Raw genomic sequence first — 19,315 nt, 5'->3', positions numbered from 1 at the left:
ATTGAGTGAACGTTAACTAGAATCTTTTTTGAGATACAAACCGTTTGCGCTTTATGGACCACTACAGTTCTGCGACGAATATCTATAATGTATGTAAATATAGAGAGTAGGGTAAAACTCATTAACGAAGTTTACCTCGCGACCCTGCTGGGTTTTGTCGTTTGAGTCCTGTTTTCTGCCATTAAGTCGCCCAAACCTGCATTGCCGCGTTATCTGGCTTATCGGGTATCGTTGGGTATATCTTAATGGTGTGACTTATCAATGGATTATTGAAAAGTGATTTTAGCTAGCACCTGTTAGTACAAGGAGTATGATTGGTGTTGGTTGTAGCGATGTCAGTACATTGGACAATCGGCTACAGATACCGTTAGACACCGCAATCGCAGATTGTTGTGCCATAGACCAAACTGGTACTGTGCGGTGACAAGGATAGCAATTGGGGGTAGATTCGCTGTTTATCCCTAAGTCTTCAGGGAACCAAGTCCGTTCATTAATGAATGCGTCAACTATTTAGGTTGAGCAGATATATTTATGAATATTGATCGGAGATAGAAATGAGCGATTTAAAAGCAGCAGCACTACGTGCACTTAAACTTATGGATCTTACAACGCTGAATGATGATGATACTGATGAAAAAGTGATCTCACTGTGTCATGACGCAAAATCTGCTGTCGGTAACACAGCAGCGATCTGTATTTATCCTCGCTTTATTCCTATTGCTAAGAAGACACTTCGCGAGCAAGGTACACCAGACGTTCGTATTGCTACAGTAACGAACTTCCCACACGGTAACGATGATATTGATATCGCTGTTGCAGAAACGAAAGCGGCCGTTGCTTACGGTGCAGATGAAGTGGATGTTGTATTCCCATACCGTGCTCTAATGGCAGGTAACGAGGAAGTGGGTTTCGAGCTCGTTAAGCAATGTAAAGCCGCGTGTGGTGACATTCTTCTGAAAGTCATCATCGAAACCGGTGAGCTGAAAGAAGAAGCTCTAATTAAGAAAGCCTCTGAAATTTCAATTAAAGCAGGCGCTGACTTCATTAAAACTTCAACGGGTAAAGTGCCAGTCAATGCAACACCTGAATATGCACGCATGATGCTGGAAGTGATTCGTGATATGGAAGTTGCAAAATCGGTTGGCTTCAAGCCAGCAGGTGGTGTGCGCACTGCTGAAGATGCAGCCGCGTATCTAGCAATGGCAGATGAGATTTTGGGCGACAACTGGGTAGATGCTCGCCATTACCGTTTTGGTGCCTCTAGCCTGCTTACTAACCTACTAAATACATTAGAAGTAACAGACGAAACTGCAGATCCTGCAGCGTACTAATTAAAAGTCTGAATGTGGTGAGCGAAAGCTCACCACATTACTTTTTACTTTACTAACCACCGTTTTGTGTGGGAGGAACTAATGTATTTACCTCAAGAAATCATTCGTAAAAAACGCGATGGCGAAGTCCTGACTGCCGACGAAATCAATTTCTTCATCCAAGGTGTGGCTAAAAACACCGTTTCAGAGGGGCAAATCGCAGCCTTTGCGATGGCGATATTTTTCAATGAAATGACAATGCCAGAGCGCATTGCGCTGACGTGTGCGATGCGTGATTCCGGTATGGTTATCGATTGGAGCCATAAAGAATTTGGCGGCCCAATTGTAGATAAGCATTCAACTGGTGGTGTTGGTGACGTTACTTCGCTGATGCTTGGGCCAATGGTTGCGGCATGTGGTGGCTTTGTTCCAATGATCTCGGGTCGAGGTCTTGGTCACACTGGAGGTACTCTGGATAAGTTGGAGTCAATTCCTGGCTATAACATCACGCCAACCAATCAAGTGTTCGGTGATGTTACGAAAGACGCAGGTGTTGCCATTATTGGCCAAACAGGTGATTTAGCGCCAGCCGATAAACGTGTATACGCAACCCGCGATATTACCGCGACGGTCGACAACATTTCTCTGATCACGGCTTCAATCCTGTCTAAGAAACTGGCTGCTGGGCTTGAGTCATTGGTGATGGATGTAAAAGTGGGTTCAGGTGCATTCATGCCAACCTATGAAGCCTCGGAAGAGCTCGCTAAATCTATCGTAGCAGTAGCAAACGGTGCAGGTACCAAGACAACAGCTATCCTAACTGACATGAACCAAGTTCTGGCTTCTTCTGCGGGTAATGCAGTCGAAGTACGTGAAGCGGTTCAGTTCTTGACTGGTGAATACCGCAACCCTCGCTTACTTGAAGTTACGATGGCGTCATGTGCAGAAATGTTGGTGTTGGCTAAATTGGCTGACGACACAGAAGATGCACGCGCCAAACTGATGGAAGTTTTAGATAACGGTAAAGCTGCTCAGTGCTTTGGTAAGATGGTCGCAGGCCTAGGCGGCCCAACCGATTTTGTTGAAAACTACGAAAACTATTTGGAAAAAGCAGAAATCATCAAACCTGTCTTCGCTGATGAGGACGGTGTGGTATCGGCAATGGACACTCGTGCAATCGGTATGGCGGTGGTTTCCATGGGTGGCGGTCGCCGTGTGGCAACAGATGAAATTGACTATGCTGTGGGCTTTGACGGGTTCATCCGTCTTGGTGAAAAAGCATCGAGTGATAAACCACTGGCTGTGATTCATGCACGTAGTGAAGAGCAATGGCTTGAAGCAGCTGAAGCGCTGAAGCAGGCTATTACTATCGGTGGTGAGTATACTCCAACGCCTGAGGTTTATCGTCAGATCCGCGCAGAAGACGTTTAATCAAAAATTACACTAAGGCCCGCCATATAAAAATGATTACCGGTGGGCCTGAGGAAGAGCAATGAAAAGAGCATTTATATTAGTACTGGATTCATTTGGAATCGGTGAGACAGCAGACGCTGAGAAATTTGGTGATGTTGGTTCAGACACTCTGGGCCATATCGCAGACCAATGTGATAAAGGTCTAGCGGATAACGCTGATCGTAAAGGGCCACTGACGTTGCCTAATCTGTCAAAGCTTGGTTTAGCAATGGCCCATAAAGAGTCAACGGGTCGCTTTGCGCCAGGTTTAGATACTGAGGCGGAGATCATCGGAGCTTACGGCCATGCTGCTGAGCTATCCTCAGGTAAAGACACGCCGTCAGGCCACTGGGAAATTGCTGGTGTTCCGGTTCTGTTTGACTGGGGCTACTTTACCTACAAAGCCAACAGCTTCCCGAAAGAGCTGACAGATCGCATTCTTGAGCGTGCTGGTCTAGACGGTTTCCTTGGTAACTGTCATGCATCAGGCACTCAGGTACTGGATGATCTTGGTGAAGAGCATATGAAGACAGGGCAACCTATCTTCTATACGTCGGCGGATTCGGTGTTCCAGATTGCTTGTCATGAAGAAACCTTTGGCCTAGAACGTTTGCTTGAGCTTTGTCAGATCGCACGTGAAGAGCTGGAAGACTACAACATCGGCCGTGTTATCGCTCGCCCATTCGTTGGCCCGGGTAAAGGCCAGTTCGAGCGTACTGGTAATCGCCGCGATCTGTCTGTTGAGCCACCTTCAGCGACGATTCTACAGAAGCTTGTTGACGAGAAGGGCGGTGAAGTTCACTCGATCGGTAAGATCTCTGACATTTATGCTGGCTGCGGTATTACTAAGAAGACCAAAGCAACAGGTATTCCTGCTTTATTTGAAGCAACAAAACAGGCAATCAAAGACGCGGGCGACAATACTATCGTCTTTACTAACTTTGTTGATTTTGATTCCGCCTATGGTCACCGTCGTGATGTTGCAGGCTACGCTGCTGCGCTTGAGTACTTCGATGGCCGTATCCATGAAGTTATGGAACTGATGGAAGAAGACGATGTTCTAATCCTGACTGCCGACCACGGCTGTGACCCAACTTGGCCAGGTACTGACCACACACGTGAACACATCCCTGTAATTGTTTATGGTCAGAAAGTGCCAGCTGGTTCTCTAGGCCTGCGTGACTCTTTTGCGGATATTGGTCAATCATTGGCGACTTACTTTGGTACTTCACCAATGGATTACGGTAAAAACTTTTTGTAATGAGAGAGTTAGAGAGGTAAACCACCTCTCTGACAACATTTAACTTAGTTAAGGAATTAACAGACATGGCAACTCCACATATTAATGCTGAAACGGGTGCATTCGCAGATGTCGTTCTTATGCCGGGTGATCCGCTACGCGCGAAGTACATTGCAGAAACCTTCCTAGAAGATGTCGTTCAGGTCTGTGATGTGCGTAATATGTTCGGTTTCACAGGCACTTACAAAGGTCGTAAAGTGTCTGTGATGGGCCACGGTATGGGTATCCCATCTTGTTCAATCTATGCTACTGAACTGATTAAAGACTACGGTGTGAAGAAAATCATCCGTGTAGGTAGCTGTGGTGCAGTTAGCGAAGACATTAAAGTACGTGATGTTGTAATTGGTATGGGCGCTTGTACTGACTCTAAAGTAAACCGCATTCGCTTTAAAGGCCATGACTTTGCTGCTATCGCTGACTACAAGATGGTCCGTGCAGCAGAAGAGGCAGCGAAAGCACGTGGTATCGAAGTGAAAGTCGGTAACCTGTTTTCCGCTGAACTGTTCTACACACCAGATCCAGAAATGTTCGATGTGATGGACAAGTACGGTATTGTCGGTGTTGAGATGGAAGCGGCAGGCATCTACGGCGTTTGTGCTGAGTACGGTGCGAAAGCTTTGACTATCTGTACTGTGTCTGATCACATCAAAACGGGCGAGCAGACAACATCTGATGAGCGTCAAACTACGTTTAACGATATGATGATTATCGCGCTTGACTCTATCCTGTTAGGTGATGATGCCTAGATACAGTCTTAATCGCTGAAAAATAGTAAAAGAGGGGGAGTGACTTAAATACTACCCCTCTTTTTTACTCGCAATTGGCTAACTCATTTCTTTAAGAAGCAGATTTTCACTGTTGCGTTTGGGTTTTCTTCTCACCACAACTGCCAACAGTAAGCCTGCGATAAAACTCATTCCGACCATGGTATACATGTAACGGTCGCTTTTACGGTAGTAGTGATCAGAAAAAGCAGTTACTTTACCCGTCTCAAAGGTAATACGAACAAAACCAATGGCTGCATTGTCGTGCATAATGGGTTCAACTAATTGCTGTTTACCAATTCGAGCGGTTTCAAGTGGCGTATCTAAACCGAGAACTTCACGCACACTTTTCCCCTTGTCGCTTGAGGCTAAGCGAATCCCTTCCGCGTCATAGATGGTGGCATCAAACACGAGATTGTCTTTAGCCAGTTGGTTGGTTAGCTTCAACAAGCGCTCCTGATCTTGATTGGCTATCATATCACCTGCTGATAAAGAAGCTTGAGAAACCAACACTTTTATCAGTGTTTCCAACTGGTTTTTCTGAATTTGTTCATTGCCTTTAGTAATTTTGACGCTGTTAATACCAATTACTCCCATCATTGCTATCAACGAGAGGATTGCCAGCGCTCTTAAGGCAATACGAAATGAGAACAGAGAGGGTTCCATACTCGCCTAACTTAAGGTTAATTCTTCTATAGAGCATATTGATGCTTGCACAGCTAAATTGCAATAGGTTAACGTGTTAGTAGATTTTTTAGGAATAATTCACATGGAAACGTTTAAGACCTTTTCTATTCAAAAACATACATCACTATACAATCGAATTCCCGAGACACGCTTATTTAGTCAATTTGATAAAGCTAAGGCTAATTGGATTGTGTTCGCAGAGTGTTTGTCATCGCAATATTTTGAAACTATTGACCTTTGTACTGGCCAACACAATGCTGTCGTTGATGTGTGGAAGGTTGGCCGCTATGAAGTAGCATTAATGCAGGGTGAGCTGACTGCTCAACATGAAAAAGTTCTCCAAGACATTAGGCTGGATTATGCGTCGCTTAATGATCTTCCCGATTTATCAAAGCCAGGCCTTATCGTTATGGATATGGACTCGACTGCGATTCAAATTGAATGTATTGATGAAATAGCCAAATTAGCTGGTGTGGGTGAGGAAGTCGCGGAAGTGACAGAGCGCGCTATGCAAGGTGAACTGGATTTTGAACAGAGCTTACGTCAACGTGTGAGTGCACTGGCTGATGCTGATGAAAGTATCCTGTCTAGTGTAAGAAACGCTTTGCCATTGATGCCTGACCTGCCTGAGCTTGTAAGTACCTTACGTCAGTTTGGCTGGAAAACGGCAATTGCCTCTGGTGGGTTTACCTATTTCTCAGATTATCTCAAAGAGACATTGAATTTAGACCATGCAGAATCTAATCAGCTGGAAATCATTGACGGCAAGTTAACTGGTCAAGTGGTTGGTAACGTTGTATCAGCTCAAACTAAAGCGGATATCCTCGAAGAGTTAGCCAAACAATACGATATTGAACCACACAATACTATCGCTGTTGGAGACGGTGCAAACGATCTGATGATGATGTCCGTTGCAGGTCTTGGTATCGCTTACCATGCAAAACCTAAAGTGGAGCAACAAGCGCAAACTGCCGTGCGTTATGTGGGACTGGGAGGTGTACTGTGTATTCTATCTGCTGCTCTGTCTAAGCAGAAGAAACTGAGTTTTAAACCTGCTCCATAGTGACGATGCGAGGTTTAAAACCTCGCTTTCTTATTACTCTTATTTGGTCATTTCAAGACGAGTAAGCACTTCTTCTGTGATATCCGTTATTTCGCCATACCCCATGATACCCGTGAGCTCTTTTTCTAAGCTTCTGGCTTGATTCATACTGATAGCCGCCAGCTCTTTGAGATCCTCTTGAAGTAGTGCGCTCATGGCATCAAAAACAGGAGCACTACAAATACGAAGAGCATAAAACTCTCCCATTCCTTGCGCATCTTTGATGAAAGCAATACGATCTTTCAGCGAATCAAATTCGCTCACCAATTTGGATTCATAAGATTGAATGCGTGTACCAAACCTTGTGGTTGATAAATAAATTTCCTGAAACTGAGGCTGTGCACCATCAATACGACGCATTGGTTGAGCGAGCAGTGTATTAGTATGACCTTTATAGATAGGCTCGACGGAAAAATTCTCATCATGGCCAAGTTTAGCGAATACCACTAGGTGGGAAGCAAGAGGATAGTTAATACCTATCACGCGAGGCTTAAGGTTTTTCCCTCGTTTTTCTACGAAGATAGGCGAGCTCACAATCTTATCCAGCAAGATGTCGTGCAAACCTTCCAGTAACTGATTACTGGGCAACAGTTCTTTTTGGGCAATCAGTTTATCTTGATTATGCTCGATCAGCCGTCCAAAAAAAGCAATGGTGCGCATGGTATTGCTGTCTTCTTTTATAACTAGCTGAAGGCGCTTCCCTCCTGGAGAAATTCGAACAACCTCGTATGGAACGTTATTAAGAGGCAGTTGTTTATCGTACAGACTAAGCTCTTTAAAGTTAACCGAACATGTATCTCCTGCTTTTAGCTCGCTTTGAGAAGTTAAAGCGACGCTAATTCCACGTTTAGAAATGTCTAATGTCACCCCTGTATGAACGGTATCATGAGGATAAGACAATTCGATCGGAGAACGAAATTGAAAACGTGGTTCTTTCCTACGGGATATTGCATCAAAGTAGATACAAACAGGGTTATTTTCTGGATTACGGGCATGGCGAAAGCGATTGAGTTCACTAGTCGGCATCCTAGGCTTTGCAGTCAGAAGGTAATCTTGGTTAGTAGACTCAGTAGATAGCTCCTGAAGAATACCGCAATGGCTAAGCGAGTTAGTTTTAAAGTTGAGTTCAGTTGAATGCTTGGACAGCTCTACCCGTTCCTCTTTGGACAGTTCAAAAACATGTAATCGAAACACTCTCCAGCTCTCTTTTTTGGCCCCAACGTGCCAGAAAAGCTGACGGAGTTCTCTACTCGCCTCTGGCATCATCATGGAGAAAAATAGGGTCTTACCTTGATGATTGTGAGTGAAGGAGTAAAACACATTATTGCTACCTCGCATACCAGGCTTGGTGAGCTGTTCTAAACGTTCTTTATTAAACAAGCTGGTCAAGGTTTGTTGATTGCGCTCATCTTGCCAGTATTGCCAAATGGGTTGATTGTTCTCTGTCATTAAGGCGAGTTTAAGTTCACTACCACTGAAGAAAACAGGTAAATTACAGGTGTGCTTAAGGAATGTATGCTCATAGCCTCGAGAGCGAGCTCGAATGACTTTATCTTGATTGTCATGCCGGCTTCGTTGGCTATCATTTGTCAGTTTGTCTTCGATAACTTGTTCAACGACGTTTGACTCGTCAAGTTTGAGTAACCGTAGATATTTTACAGCATCGTTTTCGTAAGATTCATCAATTCCAACAATCCGATAGTTGATAGGGGTGTCTAGCCCTTCGACTTCACTTTCTTTGATTAATTCAACGAAACGTACCGCTATGATCTCTCCGAGTTTGTAGTTAAATGCGGATGGGACCTTAAACTTTGCTCCTGATGGCGAGATATCGACAGTTGTGGCGTGGACGAGCTGATCTCTGTTGATCTGAAATTCTATTTGAGAAGAGAGTTTTAAACGGTTCTCACGACGCTTGAGATCGTAACCCAAATTAATCGCTTCAACATCGTATGCTGAACTTTTTTCTGAAAACTCAATGCCGTGGGGTTTACCCCGTTTTTGCATTACTCGAAAATTATTATGAGTATTACATAATGCTTCCCAGACCCCTTCAGTATAGCCGCCAAATTTACGAGTATTTTTATGGTAGGCGTTGAAGGCAACGTCATCGAGCCAATGTTTTACACCATCGAGTTCGTATTCGCGGCACTCACCTTTTACTCGGCCGCGAAGGTCTACGGGTTTAGTACACGGAGCCATCACTCGATTGAGCTCCATTTTGACCAGAATTTTAACCGATGGGGGCTCCCCTTCAGTCATTTGGGCGAGAAGGTATTCAAAATCACCGGAGTTGTAAGCAGGAATCAATCGTTCTGCTAAAGATAAAATCTCTGACTGCTGCATATATTTTTGTTAGCGTGTCCCTTACTCTCAATATCGACCTTGATATAAAGATCTTTAATGATATGTTACACCGAATCAAGGTGAATAGGTGACGTATGATAATAGCATAGTCACAAATACAGGTCTGAGGTGATATGGCGAAAGCAAAAAGAGCATATGTGTGTAATGACTGTGGGGCAGATTTTCCGCGTTGGCAAGGACAATGCAATGCTTGTGGGTCGTGGAATACGATCAGTGAAGTCAGGTTGGCGGCATCACCAGCAGCGGCACGCAATGAGCGGTTAGCGGGTTACGCAGGTAACTCTGGTGAAACTCAGGTTCAGACCCTATCTGACATTGATTTGCAGGAAGTTCCTCGTTTTACCAGTGGTTTTAAAGAGTTTGATCGTGTTCTTGGTGGCGGTGTAGTGCCGGGTGCTGCCATTCTGATTGGTGGTAACCCAGGAGCGGGTAAATCAACGCTACTTTTGCAAACTATGTGTTATCTCGCCTCACAAATGCCAACCTTATACGTCACAGGTGAAGAGTCGTTACAACAGGTTGCGATGCGAGCGTCACGACTCGGTTTGCCTAAAGACAACCTGAAAATGCTTTCAGAAACTAACGTCGATCGTATTTGTCAAATTGCTGAGAAAGAGCAGCCTAAGATCATGGTCATCGATTCGATTCAGGTGATGCATGTTGCGGATGTGCAATCATCACCTGGCAGTGTGGCACAAGTGCGTGAGTCGGCTACGGCCTTGACTCGTTACGCTAAGCAGAACAATGTTTCTGTATTTATTGTCGGCCATGTGACGAAAGACGGGACGTTAGCGGGGCCTAAAGTGCTTGAGCACATCATTGACTGTTCAGTATTGCTTGATGGCGGAACGGACAATCGTTTTAGAACTATGCGCAGCCATAAGAACCGCTTCGGAGCAGTCAATGAGCTGGGGGTATTTGCGATGACAGGGCAGGGGCTCAAAGAAGTCAGCAACCCGTCAGCCATCTTCCTTTCTCGAGGGGAAGAAGAAACATCTGGCAGTTCAGTCATGGTGGTATGGGAGGGCACTCGTCCTCTACTGGTCGAGATTCAAGCTTTGGTTGATTACTCTCAGTTGGCTAACCCACGGCGTGTTGCTGTGGGCCTTGAGCAAAACCGCTTGTCGCTCTTACTGGCGGTTTTACACAAGCATGGTGGTTTACAGATGGCGGATCAAGATGTGTTTGTTAATGTCGTTGGTGGTGTCAAGGTAACAGAAACCAGCGCTGACTTGGCATTAGTGATAGCGCTTCTATCCAGTTTTCGAGATCGAGCTTTACCTAAAGATGTGGTGATATTCGGCGAAGTCGGCTTAGCAGGAGAGATTCGTCCAGTTCCAAGTGGGCAGGAGAGGTTGAATGAAGCCTTTAAGCATGGTTTTAAGAAAGCGATTGTTCCTGCAGCGAATATGCCTAAAGGTGGGATCCCGGGAATGCAGATCCATGGTGTGAAAAAGCTTTCTGAAGCGATTGAAGCGTTTGATGAGCTTTAGGGAAGCGGGAACGGACTTTGTCCTGTGGAACACTTCGTTGCGGGAGAACGGGATCGGGCTTCGCCCTGCTAGAAAGAAGAAGCCTCTTTTCGGTCATTCCATAGAGCGACGAAGGAGTGAGTAGGGAATCTCTTCAATTGTTCGAATTACTTTAAGAGATCCCCAACTCGGTCGTTCCTCCCTCTTGAGGATGACCGTCATAAAAATAAAGAGTGGAGGCTCGATTAATGTAAAGCTAGTTATCTAGTTATCTAGTTATCTAGTTATCCAGCTCACCGTAGGACGCAGTCCGTTCCAAAATCCCGCATCCGTAGCAAAGCGTTCCCGCTCTTGCCTAAAGCATATCAACGGCTTTCTCGACAGCTGCGACCAGCCTGTCAACGTCTTCTTGTGTGTTGTAAATGGCGAAAGAGGCGCGCACAGTGCCTTTAACACCAAGTGCATCCATTAGAGGGTGAGCACAATGGTGACCCGCGCGGACGGCAATACCTTGTTGATCAAGTAACGTCGCGAGGTCTTGATGATGCACTCCATCAATGATAAACGACAGCAAAGAAGCATCTTGTTGATACCCTAATACCTTAACATCATCAATTTGAGATAGTCTTTGATAAGCGTTTTGAACCAGATTGCGAATGTGATTTTTTACGTCGGCTTGTTCAAAACACTGATACCAGTCGATCGCTGTAGCTAGGGCTATCACACCTGCTACATTGGGTGTGCCAGCCTCGAATTTTCCGGGTAATTCACTAAAAGTGGTCCCTGCAAATGACACCTTATCAACCATTTTCCCCCCTCCGTGCCAGGGTGGCATAGCATCAAGCAGCGACAGTTTGCCATATAAGACGCCAATGCCAGCAGGAGCGTAGAGTTTGTGTCCAGAGAAAACATAAAAATCCGCATCTAACGCCTTCACATCAATCGTTTCATGAACAATGCCTTGAGCACCATCGACAATGACTTTCGCTCCCACTTGATGAGCTTGAGCTATTACTGACTCAATGGGAAGGCGTGTTCCCGTCACATTGGTGATGTGAGCCAGCGCCACTAGTTTCGTTTTATCGGATAGCAAAGCGGAGAATGCCGCCATATCCCATCGGCAATTGTCGGTCATTGGTACTTTGACGACTTTTGCTCCTGTCTGCTCTGCAACGATTTGCCAAGGCACGATATTGGCGTGGTGTTCCATTTCACTAACCAGAATTTCATCACCGCGCTGTAGTGTGTTTCGCGCATAGGTTTGTGCGATTAGGTTGAGCGCTTCTGTCGCTCCGCGTGTCCAGATGATTTCTTTGCTATTCTGCGCGCCAATAAAGTCTGCGACGGTTTGACGAGCGGCTTCAAAGTCACTGGTTGCTTGTGCGGTCAGACTGTGACTGCCACGATGAACGTTGGCATTTTGAGAACGATAGTAGTGTGAAATGGCACTAATAACGCAATCAGGCTTCTGCGTAGTCGCTGCACTATCGAGATACACTAATTGTTCTCCATTAACATCTTGAGCTAATGCAGGGAATTGTAAACGGATAGCATGAACATCTAGCATGACTCAAGGCCACCCAGCTTGTGATATTGCAGTGTCGGAATTGTTACCATAGGCTCTGCAACCGTCCAAGCGTGTTCTTTACCTGAAAGATTAATGATGATTTCCATAGCAAATTCTAATGCGGTGCCAGGACCTTGGCTGGTCAGTAAGTTGTGATTGATATCGTAGGTAACGCGTTTAACTCGCCAATTTTCTTTAGTGATATGAGACTCAAAGCTTGGATGGCATGTCATTAAAGCGTCTGGGTAAAGCTTATGGTGAGCTAGCACCAAGGCTGGGGCTGCGCATATAGCTGCAACGAGCTTACCTTCATACATCTGTTGGCGAACAATCTCGACTAATACGGTACTGTCGCGAAAGGTTTCAGCTCCACCAACGCCACCAGACAAGATCACTGCATCGAATTCTTCATCGGCGATATCGACGAGTTTACAATCAGCAGTGAGCGTGACGCCTCTAGAAGCTTTCATTGTCAGCCGACCAGCAAAATCAGCACTGGCCACGGTAACGTCGTAGCCAGCTCGTACCATCATGTCGATGATGGTGACCGCTTCCATTTCTTCCGTTCCCGGAGCAATCGGGACCAGTACTTTTATATTCATTGTTGTTTCCAGCTTTGTTCGATGTGGTAGATCTGGTTGTATAGCGTTTGGTTTTCAGGGGTTTGAATATTGTGAATTTTAGCCTGCTTTAGTAAGTAACCAGTAATAAAATCAATTTCTGTTCTGCGTCGATAGTGAATATCTTGCCTCATAGAAGACATATTCTCTGCGGTGGCATTGATCACTTGGTGAACTGTGGATACTAGTATGGACTTGTCGATAGGGATGGAACAAGCGTTCATGACACGAAAGACTTCTTCGATAACATTGGTCAGTTGTTCTTTAAATCGCTCAGAACCCAGCTCACCATTCTTGATTTGGAATATGGCTGTTAAGGGGTTGATCGCACAGTTGACGGCAAGCTTAAGCCATAATGCATGCTCTATATTGTCACACCAAATAACCTCTGGCAGTGCGTGCTGTAAGACTTCCCTGAGGAAGTCACATTGTTTGCCTGAATGGTTAATACCACCTATATGGGTGATGCCTAACCCAGTGTGTACCACTTGGTGTTTGGCCGATTGATAGGCGCCATGTGCAGTTGTCGCAAGGAGTAAAGGGTTGCGAGGAAAAGTGTTGCTCAGCCATTCTGCGGTTCCCATGCCATTGTGCATCAGGGAAATCATGGTTTCTGGAGTTATATGCGCTTTGAGCGGCTCAAGGGCGCGCTTAACTTGCCACGCTTTTACGGTGACTAGCAGTAAATCAGCCTGCCTAATGGAAGTGATATCTCGGTTATCACATTGAATCGGCGGTAATTCATCAAGCTGCAGACTCAGGTGACGGTCTGTTGAGTTAGACCATACGGCGACATTATGCCCCGCGATGGAGAGTTTAGTTGCCCATAGTGTCCCAATAGCGCCTGGGCCAAGAATAACGATATTCACGTTGGTTTGCCGAACAGATAATTTCTCACAAGGATAATCACCGTTTAAGCGAAAGCAAACAAAAAATGGTACCCGAAGGTACCATTTATAGGCAATGAAGCTTTTCTAGTCGCTTAGAACTTGTAAGTCACTGCCAAGTAGTTAGTGACCCCTGAAGAGCGGAATGCAGGCGTGTCTTCGATACCATACACATCTTGGTAAGCTTTTAGGCCATAACCGACAGCAAAGCGATCTGAGTGCCAGTAGATACCGTTAAACATTGCACCGCCGTTACTAGAAGTTGAGCCGAATTTGTTATTTGCAGCATCTTCCATTCCAAATTGGTAGTCAATGTAACCTTGGTAAGAAATGAATGAGCCATTTTCAAAGAAGTAGAAAGGTTTGAACCAGTTGGTTGAAATTTGGAAACCATTCCAGTCTCTTTTATTACCATCATAAGTGCGATAAAGGTTTAGGCCTACTTTACCTAACCAAGGAACATTCACATCTGAACCAATACCAATTTTCTGCGAGTTAACACCTGAGTTACCGCCCCATTCCATCAATGTAGAAACGTATAGCTCTTGAACAGGGCCGAAAGAAAGGTCTTTACCAGTCAGTGCATCTAGAGACATACGCGGTGCAAACTTCATAAAGATCTTTTCAGCGTTTGCTTTATCACTGCCTGGATCTGACGTTAAGTTGAAAACGTCAACGTAGCCATACAGATCAAACAGACCAGAGCGACCACCAAATTCCATTTCTAAGTAATCGTGTGTTGAGTTACCTGGTTTTTCGTTGAATGCGCCCATTAGGTTGAACTGCATCCATTTGTAGTCATTCTTGTGAATATCGCCGTCGGAGTAATCGGCCGCCATTGCTGGTGCAGACAGTGCTGCTACGACACCAAGAGCTAAAAGTGATTTACGCATAGTGGGACTCTCTATGTTTTTCAATATCAAAAATTGTTCATATAGCCGTTGTTGCACAATCTCTGCTGTGCTTTTTCTGGAGCGCATAATAACGATAAAAATCTCAATTAATAGTGATACGAAGTGCAAAAATACATAAAACTAGTGACGAATATCTCACTAATGATCATTTTTCAACGATGTAACGGAACTATGATTTTTTTGCACAAAAAGTGATATAGATATCGTTTACGCAAGCGCTTGCGCTGATTTTTATGCTGATCAAGCAATCAACATATTTGGTGATTGATCTAACTCTCACTTTCCACGTAAGCAACTGTAAAGTGTTTAAGGGTGATAAATAGTGTCTGAAATTATGTTGTTTCCGCTGGGATCGATTCTTCTTCCCGAAGGAAGGATGAAGCTTCGTATATTCGAGCCCAGATACAAAAGATTGATAAAAGAGGCAAGCCAGTCGGACGGAACTTTCGGCATTTGTCTGATAGAGCATGACGAAGCGCCAGCGATGTCTCGTTTATCGTCTTTTGGGGCGCTCGCGAAAATCGTTGACTTTGAGTTACTTGATGATGGATTGTTGGGCGTCACAGTTGTTGGGATAAGATGCTTCGAAATCAAAAGAATCAGAACCGAGTTTGACGGGTTACGCAGAGCACGCGTTGAGTGGCGCTCAAGCTGGGAGTTTTCGCAGCTATCCAACGAGCACAAGTATTTGAGTGAGCAATTACGAACAGTCTACAGTCAGTTCCCTCAACTTGGGGAACTGTATGACCAACGCTTCTTCGACGATGCAAGCTGGGTGAGTCAGCGTTGGCTTGAGATACTGCCCATTCCCCAGAAACAATTTGACTTTCTTGTGCAGCAAAAAGATTGCAACGAAGCGATAGAATTTCTCACCCGCTCCATTGAAAGCTAAACTTACAAAGTGATCCATTCATTTTTTCTTACGTACTACTTCAAAAGCGCTGGAAAGGACCAAAAATATGGCTGCTCAGGACACAGACTCTTTTGCTAAACAAGACTGGCTGCTCTGTATGGGAAAAGTGAAAGAAAAAGATAAAGCTTCCTATGCTTTGGTGTTCAAGCATTTTGCTCCACGGTTGAAGCAGTTCACATACAAGCATATGGGCAACGAACAAGTGGCCCTTGAGCTAGTGCAAGAAACGATGACCACGGTTTGGCAGAAAAGCCACTTGTTCGATGGATCGAAAAGCTCGCTGTCGACTTGGATTTATACGATCGCGCGAAACCTGTGCTACGACACACTTCGCAAACAACGTGGTAAAGATCTGCACATTCATTCTGAGGACATTTGGCCCAATGATTATTGTCCACCAGATATGGTTGAGCATTATGCGCCCGAACATGAGATGCTAAAAGAGCAAGTTGTGAAGTTTTTAGATGTCCTCCCTGAGGCGCAAAAGAAGGTTGTTCAGGCCGTCTACTTAGAGGAGTTGCCACACCAGCAGGTTGCAGATATGTACGATATTCCAGTCGGCACAGTGAAATCAAGGCTTAGGCTAGCAGTAGAGAAGCTTCGACATTCAATAGAGGTAGAGAGACTATGAGCTATCATCCAAATCAGCATATGTTACAGGCTTACGTTGAAGGCAGTTTGGATGCTGTCGATGGGTTTACTGTCGCCACTCATCTTGAGAGCTGCCCTAGTTGTAAAAAACAAGTATTAGAGCTTGAGAATCTTTGTGGCGAAGCGCTAATGGAAACTGATGTTTTCGACGACAGCTCATTCGACAGTATGCTGAACGATATTCTAAGGGCAGATCCAGTTCCACAAGCGGTTCGGCCTACCAGAAAGCCATCCAGCATTGAAGTTAATGGCAAAACCTTTCAGCTACCACTGTCTCTTACACGTTTCAGGGATAAGGTGGGGGAATGGAAAAACTACGGTGGCAAGGTATTTAGCGCACCAGTAGACATGGGTAACAGTGTACGAGTGAACTTAATGTACATCGCTGAAGATGTGAAGATTCCACAGCACACTCATAGAGGTATGGAATCGACGCTGATATTGCATGGTGGCTTTAGCGACGAAGATGGCCATTACGAAGCGGGTGATTACCTCGTTAAAGATGCTTCGATAAAACACAGTCCCTATACTCAAAAAGGAGAGGACTGCTTGTGTATTACCGTACTCACAGAACCTATGATATTTACTCAAGGTGTTGCCCGCATATTTAACATGTTCGGCAAAGGTATGTATCCATAATAGACTCAAAAGCAAAAGGCTTGGCGAATTGCCAAGCCTTTTTTCTATTTGAAGGGCTACTTTTTAAGTTGTGGTCAATCTCGCTCTTTGGCTTTGTTCAATAGGTCAGCGAAGTAGTGACGAAGTGAATAGAGCATAAGTAAGCTCGGGATGACCATCACCGATGTAATGACAAAAAACATTGACCAATCATCGAGAAAGTCAACCAACTCACCGCTGAATGACGCTAATGTGGTCCGTCCAAAGTTACCCAACGATGCCAGTAATGCATATTGCGTTGCAGAGAAAGCTTGGCCTGTGAGGACGGTTAAGAAAGACACGAAGGCGACGGTGGAAAATGCTGTTGTAAAGTTATCAACAATAATCGTCGCTAAGAATAAATCTTCATCCGGTCCCACAGAGGCAATCCAAGAAAACATTAAGTTACTACCAGCCATAGCGATGCCGCCGATCATTAAACCTCTTACGATGCCAAAACGAACGTTAAACATGCTGCCAACTAAAGTGAAGACTATGGTGGCTCCCCAGCCAATCAACTTAGAATAATGGCCGATTTGTTCATTACTAAAGCCGACGTCTTTATAGAAAGCGATGGACATCCTGCCTAAGAAAGCTTCACCAATTTTAAACAGGAAGACGAATAGAAGTAGAGTTATTGCTACTTTGACGCCATTACGTTTAAAGAAATCTAGGAAAGGCTCAACTACGGTAACGCTTAACCAAGAGAGCGTTTGAGAACCTACAATTTGGTTATGACGTGCTTCGGCTTGTTTTTGGAGTGCTTCACGATTGGTCTTTGGTTCGCCGACTAGCAGAGTAAACAACATCAAAATACCGACAATACCTGCCATACCATAGTAGACACCGTTCCAGCCGATTGAATCTGCATTGATGAAAGCAACGTAACCCGGTAGTGAATAGCCAGTCCACCAACCAATCACTGCCATCGCTGAGGCTTGTGGTAGCTTGGATGAATCTGATTTAGGGAAAGTATCGATGCGGAAAGCATCGATGGCAATATCCTGAGTTGCCGATGCTATCGCGATGCCTAGGGCAAGCATTGAGGTTAAGGCTAAGTTTTGCGATGGGTCCACCCCAGCAATAAATAAAGTACCGACAAGGACTAGTGACTGACAGAAGAAAATCCAGCTTCGGCGTTGGCCAAGCACAGCATGCAAAACGGGTAGTTTGACCCGGTCGACGAGTGGAGCCCACAAAAAATTAATCGCGTAAACAGCAAAAACGCTGCCAAAGTAGCCTATCGCTGTGCGTGTCAAGCCAGCATCTTTTAACCAACCCGACATGTTTGAGCCAATCAACACCCATGGGAAGCCGCTTGAACAGCCTAACATAAACACCCACAATAGGCGCTTATCATAATAACTATAAATGGTTTCCAACCAAGACATTGGAGAGGGTTTGGTAGACATGACGTCTTCCTTGTTAATTGAATAGTGCTTGCCAATTTATGGAAAGAAGGTGGATTTGAAAAGGCTCCAACTTAGTAAGCTGGAGCCTTATTAGATTATGGAAGCAAAGTCACTTTTGTCACCACAATAGGAGTGGCAGGTACGTCGCGGTATCTGCCGACCGTCTTGGTGCGTTTTTTAGACATCTGCTGTACTACGTCGAACCCCTGAGTCACTTTACCAAATACAGCATAACCAGGTGGACGTTGGTCGTAGTCGAGAAAGCTGTTATCGACATAGTTGATAAAGAACTGACGCGTTGCCGAATTAGGGTTGTTAGTCCTTGCCATGGCAACGGTTGCTGTTTCGTTCTTTAATCCATTTGAGGCTTCATTTTCTATCGGTGCGTAAGTTGGCTTTTGTTTCATGTCTTGATCAAAACCACCTCCCTGAGCCATAAAGCCCGGAATCACGCGATGGAACTGAGTGCCTACATAGCTGCCATCTTTTACATATTTGAGGAAATTCTCTACCGTTAGCGGCGCTTTTTCCTGATTTAACTCAATCGTAAATGCACCTAGTGTAGTTTCGAACTCAACTTTCGGACCAGCAAAAACAAGGTTGCTGACTAGAGCCAAAGAGGCAATAGCAACTTTCCACATTAGAAGCGCTCCTGCATATAGTTTTTCAATTCACGATCGCTTGAAATTTCTTTCAGTACTAGATTAGTGACATCATTGAGTACAATTTCGATCTCTTCATTTGAAGCACTCAGAGCACCTGTGCGTTTTGCTGTGCCTGAGTATGTTTTGACTAGTTTGCCTTGAGGCGTTTCAGCCGTCACTTCGACGACTACCTTGCCATCCATTTCATTTTCCATTATGGAGTGCTTGACAGATACTAGCGCCTCTTGTACTTCCACTTTGACTGAGTTTTCACTGTTAACCGTGCTGCGGAATCCTTGAGACTTGAATTGCTCCAACAAGGCATTCTCAATGGCGATACGTACATTCTGCTTAGAATGAATGGGCTCAATGTTTGAACGGCCACTATCAATCAGAGCAACATACTGCGCTGAACGAACGTCTTTACTTGTCAGAGTGAAACTTGCGTTTTGTACGATGTCATTGTTGCTCAGAACTGGCTGAGGCATAAAGTTTAGCTGTTCGTGTTGCGGTGCAGAACAAGCAGTAAGTAGGGCCATTGACGCGGCTAGAACCAGTTTTCTCATTGTAATTTCCTTTGATCGTCACTCTAAACG

The 19,315-nt window shown here is 44.9% G+C and carries 18 protein-coding genes; 9 read left to right on the top strand and 9 right to left on the bottom strand.

Going from position 1 to position 19,315, the window contains the following annotated elements:
* Positions 1-554 precede the first annotated feature (554 nt).
* From deoC to deoD, 4 genes are all read left to right on the top strand, one after another.
* Entirely contained in the window at positions 555-1,331 is a 777-nt protein-coding gene (gene deoC / locus OH455_RS03505; protein ID WP_045976138.1) for a deoxyribose-phosphate aldolase, read from the top strand.
* Positions 1,332-1,412: 81 nt separating this feature from the next.
* A complete protein-coding gene (gene deoA / locus OH455_RS03500; RefSeq protein WP_269980370.1) occupies positions 1,413-2,741 on the top strand; it encodes a thymidine phosphorylase in 1,329 nt (442 codons plus the stop codon).
* Between the two features lie 61 nt (positions 2,742-2,802).
* Positions 2,803-4,023, top strand: a complete 1,221-nt coding sequence (locus OH455_RS03495; RefSeq protein WP_269980369.1) for a phosphopentomutase — start codon at positions 2,803-2,805, stop codon at positions 4,021-4,023.
* Between the two features lie 65 nt (positions 4,024-4,088).
* The gene (gene deoD, locus OH455_RS03490; protein WP_269980368.1) at positions 4,089-4,808 is read left to right on the top strand and encodes a purine-nucleoside phosphorylase; all 720 of its coding nucleotides are present in this window, start codon (positions 4,089-4,091) and stop codon (positions 4,806-4,808) included.
* Positions 4,809-4,886: 78 nt separating this feature from the next.
* Here the strand turns inward: deoD and OH455_RS03485 are convergent, their stop codons facing one another.
* On the bottom strand, positions 4,887-5,492 hold the full coding sequence (locus OH455_RS03485) for a YtjB family periplasmic protein (RefSeq protein WP_269980367.1): 606 nt from the start codon (positions 5,490-5,492) through the stop codon (positions 4,887-4,889).
* Between the two features lie 103 nt (positions 5,493-5,595).
* Between OH455_RS03485 and serB the strand changes: the two genes are divergently transcribed.
* Positions 5,596-6,576: a phosphoserine phosphatase gene (serB, locus tag OH455_RS03480; RefSeq protein WP_269980366.1), complete on the top strand. Its 981-nt coding sequence runs from the start codon at positions 5,596-5,598 to the stop codon at positions 6,574-6,576.
* Positions 6,577-6,615: 39 nt separating this feature from the next.
* Here the strand turns inward: serB and OH455_RS03475 are convergent, their stop codons facing one another.
* On the bottom strand, positions 6,616-8,961 hold the full coding sequence (locus tag OH455_RS03475) for a PilZ domain-containing protein (RefSeq protein ID WP_269980365.1): 2,346 nt from the start codon (positions 8,959-8,961) through the stop codon (positions 6,616-6,618).
* Between the two features lie 134 nt (positions 8,962-9,095).
* On the opposite strand from OH455_RS03475, the gene radA reads away from it, so the two are divergent.
* Positions 9,096-10,475 carry a DNA repair protein RadA gene (gene radA, locus OH455_RS03470; protein WP_045976131.1) on the top strand — a complete coding sequence of 460 codons (1,380 nt, stop codon included), beginning with the start codon at positions 9,096-9,098 and terminating at the stop codon, positions 10,473-10,475.
* A 334-nt stretch (positions 10,476-10,809) separates the two neighbouring features.
* Here radA and csdA read toward each other — a convergent pair whose 3' ends face one another.
* From csdA to OH455_RS03450, 4 genes are all read right to left on the bottom strand, one after another.
* Complete coding sequence (csdA, locus tag OH455_RS03465; RefSeq protein ID WP_269980364.1) at positions 10,810-12,021, bottom strand: cysteine desulfurase CsdA; 1,212 nt, start codon at positions 12,019-12,021, stop codon at positions 10,810-10,812.
* On the bottom strand, positions 12,015-12,623 hold the full coding sequence (locus OH455_RS03460) for a DJ-1 family glyoxalase III (protein WP_269980363.1): 609 nt from the start codon (positions 12,621-12,623) through the stop codon (positions 12,015-12,017). Before OH455_RS03460 ends, csdA begins: the two co-directional genes overlap by 7 nt.
* Positions 12,620-13,510, bottom strand: coding sequence for a 2-dehydropantoate 2-reductase (gene panE, locus OH455_RS03455; RefSeq protein ID WP_269980362.1), 891 nt, complete (start codon positions 13,508-13,510; stop codon positions 12,620-12,622). Before panE ends, OH455_RS03460 begins: the two co-directional genes overlap by 4 nt.
* Before the next feature lie 113 nt (positions 13,511-13,623).
* Positions 13,624-14,421, bottom strand: a complete 798-nt coding sequence (locus tag OH455_RS03450; protein WP_269980361.1) for a nucleoside-specific channel-forming Tsx family protein — start codon at positions 14,419-14,421, stop codon at positions 13,624-13,626.
* 343 nt (positions 14,422-14,764) lie between these two features.
* Between OH455_RS03450 and OH455_RS03445 the strand changes: the two genes are divergently transcribed.
* From OH455_RS03445 to OH455_RS03435, 3 genes are all read left to right on the top strand, one after another.
* Positions 14,765-15,334: an LON peptidase substrate-binding domain-containing protein gene (locus OH455_RS03445; RefSeq protein WP_269980360.1), complete on the top strand. Its 570-nt coding sequence runs from the start codon at positions 14,765-14,767 to the stop codon at positions 15,332-15,334.
* Positions 15,335-15,401: 67 nt separating this feature from the next.
* Positions 15,402-15,986, top strand: coding sequence for an RNA polymerase sigma factor (locus tag OH455_RS03440; RefSeq protein WP_269980359.1), 585 nt, complete (start codon positions 15,402-15,404; stop codon positions 15,984-15,986).
* Positions 15,983-16,645, top strand: a complete 663-nt coding sequence (locus OH455_RS03435; RefSeq protein WP_269980358.1) for a ChrR family anti-sigma-E factor — start codon at positions 15,983-15,985, stop codon at positions 16,643-16,645. The genes OH455_RS03440 and OH455_RS03435 overlap by 4 nt, the downstream gene beginning before the upstream one ends.
* A gap of 74 nt (positions 16,646-16,719) precedes the next feature.
* Here the strand turns inward: OH455_RS03435 and OH455_RS03430 are convergent, their stop codons facing one another.
* The 3 genes from OH455_RS03430 to OH455_RS03420 form a co-directional block, all read right to left on the bottom strand.
* Positions 16,720-18,075, bottom strand: a complete 1,356-nt coding sequence (locus OH455_RS03430) for an AmpG family muropeptide MFS transporter (RefSeq protein WP_045976124.1) — start codon at positions 18,073-18,075, stop codon at positions 16,720-16,722.
* Between the two features lie 95 nt (positions 18,076-18,170).
* Entirely contained in the window at positions 18,171-18,716 is a 546-nt protein-coding gene (locus OH455_RS03425) for a peptidylprolyl isomerase (RefSeq protein WP_045976123.1), read from the bottom strand.
* The gene (locus OH455_RS03420) at positions 18,716-19,285 is read right to left on the bottom strand and encodes a YajG family lipoprotein (protein WP_045976122.1); all 570 of its coding nucleotides are present in this window, start codon (positions 19,283-19,285) and stop codon (positions 18,716-18,718) included. Before OH455_RS03420 ends, OH455_RS03425 begins: the two co-directional genes overlap by 1 nt.
* Between the last annotated feature and the right edge of the window lie 30 nt (positions 19,286-19,315).

The sequence above is a fragment of the Vibrio sp. T11.5 genome (assembly GCF_027587155.1).
GTDB classification, from domain to species: domain Bacteria; phylum Pseudomonadota; class Gammaproteobacteria; order Enterobacterales; family Vibrionaceae; genus Vibrio; species Vibrio neptunius.
This window is presented reverse-complemented; position numbering and strand designations above follow the sequence as displayed.